11 protein-coding genes are annotated in these 12,232 nt (G+C 58.4%); 3 read left to right on the forward strand and 8 right to left on the reverse strand.

The features are described from left to right. The first annotated feature begins 29 nt into the window (after nucleotides 1-29). A complete protein-coding gene (mdtD, locus tag S7A_RS04040) occupies nucleotides 30-1,430 on the forward strand; it encodes a multidrug transporter subunit MdtD (protein ID WP_009088174.1) in 1,401 nt (466 codons plus the stop codon). On the opposite strand, the gene rbsR is transcribed toward mdtD, so the two are convergent. The 7 genes from rbsR to S7A_RS04075 all read right to left on the reverse strand — a co-directional run bounded on the left by rbsR (nucleotide 1,427) and on the right by S7A_RS04075 (nucleotide 7,921). Then, nucleotides 1,427-2,419 (reverse strand): ribose operon transcriptional repressor RbsR, encoded by a 993-nt coding sequence (rbsR, locus tag S7A_RS04045; protein ID WP_009088175.1) that lies wholly within the window; start codon nucleotides 2,417-2,419, stop codon nucleotides 1,427-1,429. The genes mdtD and rbsR overlap by 4 nt on opposite strands. Before the next feature lie 4 nt (nucleotides 2,420-2,423). Further along, a complete protein-coding gene (gene rbsK / locus S7A_RS04050) occupies nucleotides 2,424-3,353 on the reverse strand; it encodes a ribokinase (RefSeq protein WP_009088176.1) in 930 nt (309 codons plus the stop codon). 62 nt (nucleotides 3,354-3,415) lie between these two features. After that, nucleotides 3,416-4,291, reverse strand: coding sequence for a ribose ABC transporter substrate-binding protein RbsB (gene rbsB / locus S7A_RS04055; protein ID WP_009088177.1), 876 nt, complete (start codon nucleotides 4,289-4,291; stop codon nucleotides 3,416-3,418). A gap of 25 nt (nucleotides 4,292-4,316) precedes the next feature. Beyond that, entirely contained in the window at nucleotides 4,317-5,288 is a 972-nt protein-coding gene (rbsC, locus tag S7A_RS04060) for a ribose ABC transporter permease (protein ID WP_009088178.1), read from the reverse strand. Beyond that, the gene (gene rbsA / locus S7A_RS04065; protein WP_009088179.1) at nucleotides 5,285-6,793 is read right to left on the reverse strand and encodes a ribose ABC transporter ATP-binding protein RbsA; all 1,509 of its coding nucleotides are present in this window, start codon (nucleotides 6,791-6,793) and stop codon (nucleotides 5,285-5,287) included. The genes rbsC and rbsA overlap by 4 nt, the downstream gene beginning before the upstream one ends. 7 nt (nucleotides 6,794-6,800) lie before the next feature. Next, nucleotides 6,801-7,220 carry a D-ribose pyranase gene (rbsD, locus tag S7A_RS04070; protein ID WP_009088180.1) on the reverse strand — a complete coding sequence of 140 codons (420 nt, stop codon included), beginning with the start codon at nucleotides 7,218-7,220 and terminating at the stop codon, nucleotides 6,801-6,803. Between the two features lie 293 nt (nucleotides 7,221-7,513). Then, entirely contained in the window at nucleotides 7,514-7,921 is a 408-nt protein-coding gene (locus S7A_RS04075; protein ID WP_009088181.1) for a YgiW/YdeI family stress tolerance OB fold protein, read from the reverse strand. 162 nt (nucleotides 7,922-8,083) lie between these two features. Here S7A_RS04075 and qseB point away from each other — a divergent pair, with 162 nt between their 5' ends. Next, the gene (gene qseB, locus S7A_RS04080) at nucleotides 8,084-8,755 is read left to right on the forward strand and encodes a quorum sensing response regulator transcription factor QseB (RefSeq protein WP_009088182.1); all 672 of its coding nucleotides are present in this window, start codon (nucleotides 8,084-8,086) and stop codon (nucleotides 8,753-8,755) included. After that, the gene (gene qseC / locus S7A_RS04085) at nucleotides 8,743-10,098 is read left to right on the forward strand and encodes a quorum sensing histidine kinase QseC (protein WP_140029589.1); all 1,356 of its coding nucleotides are present in this window, start codon (nucleotides 8,743-8,745) and stop codon (nucleotides 10,096-10,098) included. Before qseB ends, qseC begins: the two co-directional genes overlap by 13 nt. A 15-nt stretch (nucleotides 10,099-10,113) precedes the next feature. Here the strand turns inward: qseC and kup are convergent, their stop codons facing one another. After that, complete coding sequence (kup, locus tag S7A_RS04090) at nucleotides 10,114-11,982, reverse strand: low affinity potassium transporter Kup (protein ID WP_009088184.1); 1,869 nt, start codon at nucleotides 11,980-11,982, stop codon at nucleotides 10,114-10,116. Between the last annotated feature and the right edge of the window lie 250 nt (nucleotides 11,983-12,232).

Below are 12,232 nucleotides of genomic sequence, written 5' to 3' on the forward strand. Positions count from 1 at the left end.
GTCGCAGGATAACCCCAGAAGGACACTCAATGATAAGATCCGCGCGCAGCATGGCCGGTTTGCCATGGATAGCTGCCATGGCCTTTTTCATGCAGTCACTCGACGCCACCATACTGAATACTGCACTGCCCGCCATCGCCTCCAGCCTCGATCGTTCTCCCCTGGCCATGCAATCCGCCGTTATCAGCTACACCCTGACTGTTGCTATGTTGATTCCGGTCAGCGGCTGGCTTGCCGATCGTTTCGGCACGCGTAAGGTGTTTATCGTTGCCGTGTCACTGTTTACCCTTGGCTCACTGGCCTGTGCGCTTTCGCCTACGCTGTCGGTGCTGGTTATGTCACGCATCGTGCAGGGCGTTGGCGGCGCCATGATGATGCCGGTTGCCCGACTGGCGCTGTTGCGGGCCTATCCGCGCAGTGAGCTGCTGCCGGTGCTCAACTTTGTCACTATGCCGGGATTAGTGGGTCCGATACTGGGACCGATGCTGGGCGGCGTTCTGGTCACCTACGCCACCTGGCACTGGATTTTCCTGATCAACATCCCGATAGGCATTCTCGGCATTGTCTTTGCACGCAAATATATGCCGGACTTCACCACGCCCAAGCGCCGCTTCGACTTTGCAGGCTTCCTGTTATTCGGGGCCGGACTGGTGATGATCTCAATCGGTATTGAGCTGTTTGGCGAGCGGATTGTCTCAGCCTGGCTGGCGGGCGGGATATTACTGGGCGGGATTGTGCTGTTGCTTCTCTATATAGTGCATGCCCGACGTCACCCTTCACCGCTGATCAGCCTGCCGATGTTTAAAACCCGCACCTTCTCAGTCGGCATCGGTGGCAACATCGCGTCACGTCTCGGCACGGGCTGTGTGCCCTTTTTAATGCCACTGATGTTACAGGTCGGTTTTGGCTATTCAGCGATTATCGCAGGCTGCATGATGGCTCCCACCGCGATTGGCTCTATCCTGGCGAAATCCACGGTGACCCAGCTGCTGCGCTGGCTGGGATACCGCCGCCTGCTGGTCGGCATTACCGCCATCATTGGCATTCTGATCGCCAGCTTCTCCCTGCAGTCGCCTGCTGAGAGCATTATTGTGCTGTTACTGCCGCTGTTTATTCTCGGCATGGCCATGTCGACACAGTTCACTGCCATGAACACGATCACGCTGGCCGATCTGGATGATGACAACGCCAGCGGCGGCAACAGCGTGCTGGCCGTGACGCAGCAGTTAGCGATCAGTTTTGGTGTGGCCGTCAGCGCCGCGGTACTGCGCTTCTATCAGGAGTTTGAAACCAGCACCATTTCACAGTTTCACGCCACGTTTCTGACCATGGGCGTGATAACCGTCTTCTCCGGGCTGACCTTTATGCTGCTGAAAAACGGGGATGGACGTAACCTGATCACCAATCGCGACAGGAAGAAAAAGGCTTAAGCCGACCCACGCACCACGAGCTCCGGCGTCAGCACCAGCGTCTGCTGGCTGGCGTCGGGATCGCTGAGACGATGGATTAAGGTGTCTATCGCCAGTTCGCCCAGGGCATCTTTGGGCTGATGAACGGTACTCAGTGGCGGAGAAAGATAACGCGCCAGTTCGATATCGTCATAGCCCATGACCGCCATCTGCTGCGGAACCTGCAGTCCCGCCTGATAGAGCGCATGGTAAACGCCGACCGCCATGGCGTCGTTGCTGGTGAACACCGCATCCGGTGGCGTGTCCAGTGCCAGCAGCTCTACCATCCCGTTGTAACCGCCCTGAAATTCAAAGTCACCGCTCACCACGTAGCCCGGCAGGATCTCAAGGCCGCTTTTTGTCATGGCGTTGCGATACCCTTGCAGACGCATGCGGGCCGGGGTCTTATCCTGCGGGCCGGCGATACAGGCGATGCGGGTATAGCCGCTGTCGATAAGATGCTGAGTTGCCAGTTCGCCTCCCAGCAGCGCGTTATCCTGAATAATGTCACCACGCCCTTCAAATGGCGCCCAGTCCATCATGACGGCCGGGATAGAGGGATAGCGATTCAGAATGTCTGCGGAAGGGAGGTGACTTTCGGTGCACATAATCAGTAAGCCATCGACGCGCTTTTGCATCAGCGTTTCAAGGCTGCGGTTCATCCGCTCCTCATCCCCGGCGGTGTTACAGAGGATCAGGCTGTAGCCACGCTGATAGCAGCTCTCTTCGACGCCCCGCACCACCTCCGCATAGAACGGGTTACTACTGGTGGTCAGCAGCATGCCTATCGTGTGGGTCTGGTTGATCTTCAGACTGCGCGCCAGTGCCGAGGGGGCGTAATTCAGATGACGTATCGCCTGCTCGACTTTTTCCCGCACGCCTTCACTGACAAAGCGATTGTTGTTGATGACGTGCGAGACGGTGGAGGTAGAGACGCCCGCCAGGCGAGCGACATCTTTCATGGTACTCAAGCGCTTAGCCCTGCTGCTGCAAAAATTCATCGATCTCCGCGCGCCATGGCACGGAGGGCTGTGCACCCGAGCGGGTCACGGCAATCGCGGCGGCGGCGTGGGCAAATCTTACGGCCTCACCGATCGGCTTCTGCTCCAGTCGTGCGGTAATAAACGCACCATTAAAGGTATCGCCCGCCGCGATAGTATCGATCGCCTTCACGCTGAAGCCTGCAATGCGCTGGCCCTCACCCTGTTCGCTCAGCCAGACGCCGCGGCGCCCCAGCGTAATCAACACCGTGCCGATGCCCTTTGCATGTAACACTGCCGCGGCGCGGGCAGCATCTTCATCGCTGTTGACGGCGATGCCGGTCAGGCTCTCCGCTTCGGTCTCATTCGGCGTAATAATGTCGACCAGCGCCAGCAGGTCGTCAGAGAGCGGGGTGGCCGGGGCCGGATTGAGAATCACCTGAGTCTGATGCTGTCGGGCAAACGTGGCCGCGGCCAGTACGCTCTCCAGCGGTGACTCCAGCTGCATAAGAAGCGCATCGGCTGCAGCGATGACCGGCTGATGACGCGCCACGCAGGCAGGCGTTAACGCCGCGTTGGCACCGGCGTAGATACCGATACTGTTTTCGCCGTCACCGTTAACGAAAATCATCGCTACGCCGGTAGATTCACCCGCAACCACTTCAACCGGGGTGGTATCAATATTGTCCTGCGCCAGCTGCTGACGAATCCGTTCACCCATGTCGTCAGCGCCCACACAGGCGATAAAGGCGATATCGGCGCCTGCGCGACCGGCGGCAACCGCCTGATTCGCACCTTTACCGCCAAACGCAATCTGATAATTCTGCCCGATCACCGTTTCACCGGGACGAGGAAAGTGCGCCAGATTAAGGATGTGGTCAGCGTTAATGCTGCCAAGAACGGCCAGTTTTGCGTTTTTGCTCATTAGGGGAGTCCGGAATAAGTGCGCCACCGGAAGGGTGGCGCGGTGCCCTGCTTTTCTTTGAGTTATTGAGTGACCAGCTTCAGGTCGACCGGATTGATCGCCTGCACTTTTTCACCCTTCAGCACTTTATCAGCGGTATCCACGCCGATCATGCCAATTTTGTCCGGCATCTGTGCCACGGTCGCGGACAGTTTGCCACTTTCTACCGCTTTCACGCCATCCGCCGTGCCGTCAAAACCGACCACGATCACACCGGTTTTACCGGCGGTCTGCAGCGCGCGCAGAGCACCCAGTGCCATTTCATCGTTCTGCGCGAAGACGGCCTGCACATCCGGGTGGGCCTGCAGCAGGTTCTGCATAACGTTCAGCCCTTTGGTGCGGTCAAAGTCAGCGGGCTGGCTGGCGAGGATCTGGAACTTATGCGCATCGGCCGCCTGTTTGAAACCTTCGCCACGTTCACGGGCCGCGGAGGTCCCGGCAATGCCCTGCAGCTCAATAATTTTCGCGTTTTCACCGACTTTTTTGGCGATGAAGTCACCGGCCATTTTACCGCCGAACCGGTTATCGGAGGCGACATGGCTGACAACTTTGCCCTGTGACGCGACGCGATCCAGTGTGATGACCGGGATGTTCGCCTGATTAGCCATCTTCACGGCATTGCCTACAGCATCCGAGTCGGTAGGGTTGATCAGCAGCAGTTTGGTGCCGCGCACCGTCAGATCCTGCACGTTTGCCAGCTCTTTCGCCGGATTGTTTTGTGAATCCAGCACCACCAGGTTGTAGCCCAGCTTATCGGCTTCTTTCTGCGCACCCTCTTTCAGCGAAACGAAGAAGGGGTTATTCAGGGTCGAAACCACCAGGGCGATGGTCTCTTTTGCCATGGCGCTGGTACTGAGGGTTGCGCCAAGGATGATGGCCAGTGCGGTTAACTTTTTCATCTTATTATCCTGTGTAAGGTCAGAGTTATTTACTGCTTTTATTATCCACCAGCACCGCCAGCAGGATGACTACCGCTTTAACGATCATCTGGTAGTAAGAAGAGACGCCCATCAGGTTCAGGCCGTTGTTCAGGAAGCCGAGGATCAGCGCACCGATCAGCGTGCCGAAAATACGCCCTTTACCGCCCGCCAGACTGGTGCCACCCAGCACCACCGCGGCAATCGCATCCAGCTCATAGCCGGTGCCCGCAGTAGGCTGTGCCGAAGAGAGACGGGCCACTTCAATCGTGCCCGCCAGCGCCGCCAGCATGCCACTCAGTGAATAGACGATGATTTTGACGCGATTTACATTGATGCCGGAGAGACGGGTAGCCGCTTCGTTACCGCCCAGCGCATAGATATAACGGCCCAGGCGGGTATGCTGCAGCATGTACCAGGCGGCGATAAAGACCAGCGCCATCAGCCAGACCGGTGCAGGCACACCCAGCGGGCGACCAATACCAAACCAGCCCAGCAGATCGGCATTGGCGCTGAATCCGGTGTTAATCGGGCTGCCGTCGGTATAGACCATGGTAACGCCGCGTAACAGCAGCATCATGACCAGCGTGGCAATAAACGCCTGTACCCTGCCGCGCGCCACGATGGTGCCGGTCAGGGCACCGATTGCCGCCCCCAGCGCCAGCGAGGCCGCCACCGCCACCAGGGCATTGACCTCCATACCCACCAGCGACGCGCCTACCGCACCGGTCAGTGCCAGCAGCGATCCCACAGAGAGGTCGATACCTGAAGTCAGGATCACCAGCGTCATCCCGACCGCCATAATGGCATTCACCGAGGTCTGCTGCAGGATGTTGAACAGGTTCGCGACGGTAAAGAAGTTCGGACTCTGACTGGCGACCACGGCGATCAGCACCATCAGCGCAATCAGCGACTTCTGCTCCAGTAACCAGCTTTTGCTAAACCAGCGGCGGCTGGCAGGTAACGTTTGGGTTGTCATACCACTAAATCCTCGCTGTGTTGCTTGCCTACGGCGGCGGCCATCAGACGTTCCTGAGTGGCGTCTTCCCGGGTAAATTCGCCGCTGATACGGCCTTCATGCATCACCAGAATCCGGTCGCTCATGCCCAGCACTTCCGGCATTTCCGAGGAAACGAGGATGATGCTCAGCCCTTCGGCCTTGAACTGGTTAATCAGTTGATAGATCTCTTTCTTCGCGCCGACATCCACACCGCGGGTCGGTTCGTCCAGAATCAGTACGTTGGGCCGGGTCATCAGTCCGCGGGCAATCGCCACTTTCTGCTGGTTACCCCCGGAAAGCAGGCCAATCGGCTGCTCCATTGAGGGCGTTTTCACATTGAACAGCCGGATAAAATCGCCGACCGCCAGCTGCTCTGCCGCGTGCTTCAGTGACCCGCTGCCGCGACTGAAATAACGTAACGCCGTCAGCGACATGTTCTCTTTTACCGACATGCCCAGCACCAGGCCGTCGCGCTTACGATCCTCGGAGATATAGACGATGCCGTTAGCCAGCCCATCCTGTGGCGAACGCGTTACCACTTCGCGGCCGCTGAGCCACAGTTTGCCTTCGTGACGCGGCAGCGCGCCGTAAAGCACCTTCATCAGTTCGGTACGGCCCGCGCCCATCAGGCCGGAGATACCCAGAATTTCGCCTTTGCGCAGGCTGAAGCTGACCTTATCCACGCCCGGTCCGCTGACGTTTTCCACTTTCAGCCGCACGTCGCCGGGCGCCTGATCCAGACGGGGATATTGATCTTCCAGTTTGCGCCCGACCATCATCTCGATCAGGCTCTCTTCGGTCAGCGCGCTGACCGGACGCTCCGCAATAAACTGCCCGTCACGGAACACCGTGACGTCATCGCAGATCTCAAAGATCTCTTTCATGCGATGCGAGATGTAGACGATGCCGCAGCCCTGCGCTTTCAGCTCATTGATCACCCGGAACAGCGACAGCGTTTCGGTGTCGGTCAGCGCGTCGGTCGGCTCATCCATGATGATCACCTGCGATTCAAAGCTCAGCACTTTGGCGATTTCGACCATTTGCTGATCGCCAATCGACAGCTCGCCCACCAGCTTGTGGCTGCTGAAGCGCAGATTGAGGCGTTTGAGCAGCGCGTCGGCTTCGGCATACATGCGTTGCCACTGAATGCGGCCAAACCGGCTGACATATTCGCGACCAAGAAAAATGTTCTCCGCCACGGTTAACTGCGGGATCAGGTTCAGTTCCTGATGGATGATGCCAATGCCCGCTTCCTGCGACGCTTTCGGCCCACTGAAGCGGGTCTCTTTGCCGAGCCAGCGCAGCGTACCGGCATCATACTGGTAGATCCCGGTCAGGACTTTCATCATGGTGGACTTGCCTGCGCCGTTCTCTCCGACCAGCGCCATTACGCGACCTGCGCGGACATTCAGCGAGGCACCCTTAAGGGCTTTCACCCCCGGAAAGGATTTTTCAATGCCGTCGAGTTGCAGTAAAGGTTGCATAGCGGCCTCAGAAGGTCACACCGGCGCTGAGGATGACATTGGCAAACGGAGAGCACTCCCCGCTGCGAATGACCGCCTGGCTACGCTGCGTGTGTTGTTTGAACTGTTCATGCGAGAGGTAGCGGATGGTGATGACGTTCCCCTGCTGCTGCTGCAGGGCTTCGAGTGCGGCAATCAGCGCACAGTGAAGAGGGGGATTGTGCTGCTGAATCTCCTCCGCCATCAGGGCGCTTTCTACCTGCATCTCCAGGGCAACCGCATTCACCACCTGCATAAAATCGGGCGTACCCGGCGTGAGCGCCAGATCAATACGCTGCGGACCGGCCGGAATCGGCAGGCCAGCATCCGCAATCGTCAGCGTATCCGTGTGTCCCAGGCGGGCAATCACATGAGAGAGTTCAGCGTTTAACAGGCGACCTTTTTTCATCTTTTCACTCCCCAGCGAAACGTTTCGCTGACAGGAGTGTATGAAATGCCGCCATCAACTCAACCGGCAAAGAAGAAATCTGTGATCGCTATCGAAACGTTTCGCTTACGCGGGCGAGAATTTGAATTAGGGCTGGAGAGGGGCTGAAAAAAGGATCGTGAAGGCAGTCTCAGGCGGCTGGCAAACTTAACGCCGGAAAAAACGGGCAGCAAGGGTTCAGCACCAGACAGAGAGGAGATGGACAGAGGAGGAAAGCGTCCCGCGCCGGGAGAGGCGCGGGCCTGAAAAAAAGATTAAGGCAGTTTCTTAACCTGTTTGACGTCCATCTCAATGCTGTTGAAATCTTTATCCAGCTCACCCGTCAGCTCAACATTGTCTTTCGGTGAGATGGTCTGGCCGTTCCAGTGCTTGTGGTCGATTTCAACTTTCATCGTGCCGGTCTGGTCGCGGAACAGATAATCTTCATCGCCGATCTGTTTCTCCAGCTTGCCGCGCACGGTGATCCAGCTGTCATCTTTCATCTCTTCCGCCTGCTTCACCGTCACCACACTGGTCTGGTCGGCACGAAAACCGCCCTGGCCAGCGGCAGCCTTCGTCTGTGCGGCGGGCGCACTGGGATCAACAAATCCGCCCTGCTGTGCAGCAAAAACCGGCGCGGAAGCCAGCATAACGACGGTCAGAATAGCAGCGTGCTTTTTCATGGTGTACCCCTTTTTTAGTGGTCGGTCCGGGTTGAACAGGCCCAGTTGACCACAGAGTTCTTAACAGCTTCTTAAGCATTAAAAATAGACGATATTTGCCGGAATCAGCTGTACAAGCAGAAGGGGGCTTCGTATAAAACGCTATCGGAACAGGGAGACATCATGCGTATTTTACTGATTGAAGACGATCGCTTAATTGGTGACGGTATTAAGGCAGGGCTGAGCAGGCTGGGCTTCAGCGTTGACTGGTTTACCTCCGGTGAGGCGGGCTTTAACGCGCTGGACGCGGCCCCCTGGGATGCGGTGATTCTGGATCTCTCTCTGCCCGAACGCGACGGGCTCGATATTCTGCGACAGTGGCGGCAGCAGGGCAAAGATGTTCCGGTGTTAATCCTGACCGCGCGCGATGCACTCGACCAGCGGGTCGAAGGGCTGCAGCAGGGCGCCGATGACTATCTGTGTAAACCTTTTGCCCTGACCGAGGTGGCCGCGCGCCTGCAGGCGTTGATTCGCCGCCGGCACGGCCAGCTTCAGCCTGAACTTCGTCACGGCAATGTGGTGCTGATCCCCGGCGGTCACAGCGTGATGCGCGAGGGGGAAACCATTGCGCTGAAAAGCCGGGAGCTGGCGCTGCTGGAGCTGTTTATGCGAAACCCCGGCCGGGTGCTGACGCGCAGCCAGCTGGAGGAGAAGCTCTACAGCTGGGATGCCGATGTCTCCAGCAATGCGGTGGAGGTGCATATCCATCATCTGCGTAAAAAACTGGGCAGTCAGTTTATCCGCACGCTGCACGGCGTCGGCTATACCCTGGGAGCCGCCGAATGCGATCAATGAGCCTGTTTCTGCGGCTTGGCATCGGTTTTGTGCTGCTGGTCGCTCTCTGCTGGGTCAGCGCCAGCCTCAGTGCCTGGCATCAGACGCGTGAAACCCTGGATGAACTCTTCGATACCCAGCAGATGCTGCTGGCAAAGCGTCTGCTGACACTGGATTTTTCGACGCTGGAGAACACCACGCTGCCAAAAACCAAAGCGATCCTGCGCCACCATCGCGGCGAGCAGGATGACGACGCCCTGGCGTTTGCCGTCTTCACGCATGACGGCAGGCAGGTGATGAACGATGGAGATAATGGTCGCTATCTGCCGTTCGACGCAGCATCTCAGGGATTCCATGAAGGTCAGCTCACGAATGATGATGACCGCTGGCGGTTTGTCTGGCTCACCACTCCCGACAAGCAGTTTCGTGTGGTGGTCGGCCAGGAGCTGGAATACCGGGATGACATGACGCAGGACGTAATGAAAGCGAGCGTGCTGCCCTGGTTGATCGCGCTGCCGTTTATGTTGCTGCTGCTGATGGGGCTGGTCTGGTCTGAACTGCGCCCGCTGAAGAGGCTGGCGAAGCAGCTGGCGCAGCGCGCGCCCGATGATGATACGCCGCTGCAGGCCGGGCGGGTGCCGAAAGAGGTCCAGCCGCTGATGGTGGCGCTGAATGGCCTCTTCCGCCGCATCAGTGCCATGATGCAGCGCGAACGGCGCTTTACCGCCGATGCGGCGCACGAGCTGCGCAGTCCGCTGGCTGCACTGCAGGTGCAAAGCGAGGTCATTCAGCTGACGGCGGATGATGAGGTGATGCGCACCCATGCGCTGCAGCAGCTGGATGCGGGGATCCTGCGCGCCACGCGGCTGGTGGATCAGCTGCTGACACTCTCGCGGGTGGAAGCCGACGATGCGCGCAGTGCCTTCGGGCCGGTGGCGCTGAAGCGCACGGTTCAGGAGACGTTGGCCGCCCAGCTGCCGCTGGCGGATAAAGCGGGCGTGACGCTGCGGCTGCATGCCGACGCCGATCCGCAGATTCAGGGGCATGCGCTGCTGCTGTCACTGCTGGTGCGTAATCTGCTGGATAACGCCATTCGTTATACGCCAGCAGGCAGTGAAGTTGATGTGCGGTTACAGGCGAACAGCCTGGCGGTGGAGGATAACGGCGAGGGATTGAGTGAAGCCGACCGCCAGCGTCTTGGTGAACGTTTCTGGCGACCGCCCGGTCAGGAGAAGAGTGGCAGCGGGCTGGGACTCTCGATTGTGCGTAATATTGCCCAGCTGCACGGGATGCAGGTGAGCTTCAGCCAGCGTCCCGGCAGCGGCCTGTGCGTCACGCTGCGCTGGTCCGCGCCCACCCCGTAAGGCGGGCGCGACCCATCAAATCTCGACCTGGGTGCCCAGCTCGATAACCCGGTTTGGCGGGATCTCGAACTGGTCGGGTGCGCGCAGTGCGTTGCGCTGCAGCGCCAGGAAGAGTTTGCCGCGCAGGCGCAGATACCAGGGGCGTTTGCCGATGATCAGCGACTCGTGCGACATAAAGAACGACGTCTCCATCATGCGGCAGTTCAGCCCTTCCAGTCCGCAGCGATGGAAAATTTCCTCAACGTTAGGCGTTTCACGCCAGCCGTAACTGGCAACCACCCGCCAGAAGGTCGGTGAGAGCTGCTCAATCGTCACACGCCGCACGTTATGAACGTAGGGCGCATCTTCCGTTCTCAGCGTCAGCAGCACCACGCGCTCATGCAATACCTTGTTATGCTTGAGGTTATGCAGCATGGCGAACGGAATCACATTCAGCGCACGCGACATATAGACCGCGGTGCCCGGCACACGAACCGGCGGCGATTTCTCCAGCGAGGCGATCATCGCCTCCAGGGAGTTACCGTGCTCATGCATGCGACGCAGCAGGCGGAAACGCTCGCTTTTCCACGTCGTCATAATGATAAACATCACCAGACCGAGGCAGAGTGGCAGCCAGCCACCGGAGAAGATTTTCACCAGGTTGGCGGTAAACAGCGGCACGTCGATAAACAGCAGCAGCACCAGGATGAGGCCGACGGCCAGCTTTTGCCAGTGCCAGTTTTTAATGGCCACGGTGCAGACGAGGATCGAGGTCAGGACCATGGTGCCGGTCACGGCGATACCGTAGGCCGCCGCCAGGTTACTCGAATGCTCAAAGCTGATAATCACAATCAGCACGGCGAAATAGAGCACCCAGTTGATGGCCGGAATATAGATCTGACCTGATTCGCGCTCAGAGGTGTGGATGATACGCATCCCTGGCAGATAGCCCAGTCGCACCGCCTGACGCGTCAGCGAGAAGACGCCAGAGATAACCGCCTGTGAGGCGATAACGGTGGCCAGCGTCGCCAGAATCAGCATCGGGATCAGCGCCCAGTCCGGGGCCAGCAGGAAGAAGGGGTTTTTAATCGCTTTCGGATCGCTGAGCAGCAGCGCGCCCTGACCAAAATAGTTCAGCACCAGCGACGGCAGCACCACCGAGAACCAGGCCAGCCGGATCGGCACTTTGCCGAAGTGGCCCATATCCGCATAGAGTGCCTCCACGCCGGTAATCGCCAGCACGACGGCGCCCAGCGCGAAGAACGAGACCGACTTGTAGTGCAGGAAGAACTCAATGGCATAGGCGGGATTGAGTGCGTGCAGCACTTCCGGGTTTTTCATGATGCCGCAGGCCCCCAGGACCGCCAGCACCAGGAACCAGATCAGCATCACGGGCGCGAACAGTTTGCCCACCATACCGGTGCCATGTTTCTGAATCACAAACAGCAGCGTCAGCACCGCAATCGACATCGGCACAATAAAAGGATCCAGTGACGGCGCGGCAATCTCCAGGCCCTCAATCGCGGACATCACCGAAATGGCCGGAGTGATCACCACCTCCCCATAGAAGAAGCTGCCGCCAATCAGTCCCATGATCACCAGTACCGCCGTGGCGCGCGCACCGGTGTGGCGGCCCGCCAGCGACATCAGGGTCAGAATACCGCCCTCTCCGGCGTTGTCGGCGCGCATCACATAACTGATATATTTGAGTGAGACCACCAGCACCAGCAGCCAGAAAATCAGCGACAGAAAGCCAAACACCGCTTCCCGTTCAACGCCGAAACCAAACTGTCCGGAGAGACATTCACGCAGGGTATAGAGCGGACTGGTGCCGATATCCCCGTAAACAACACCAATCGCGGCCAGCGTTAATCCGGGAAGGGACTGCTTATTATCTGAGCTCATAGAGTTATCTTTTGTTGGAGTCTGAGAGGCGCAAACACCCCTCGCTCAGGCCATCAAAAAGCGCACAGTATGCACGTATTGGTGAAAATTCCTATACCCGCTTCGCCTTGCTCGCCGGATAACGGGGGCGCTTCAGGCAGTAAAATGTCAGTGGATACCGCGTGATAGCAGGCAAACCTTCTGATACAAAAAAGCTGACAGCTATCAACGCTTTCACGCATGATGATCTATAGAGTAAGGCGCTTGCTTA

It is taken from the genome of Pantoea sp. Sc1 (assembly GCF_000255315.1).
Lineage (GTDB): Bacteria > Pseudomonadota > Gammaproteobacteria > Enterobacterales > Enterobacteriaceae > Pantoea > Pantoea anthophila.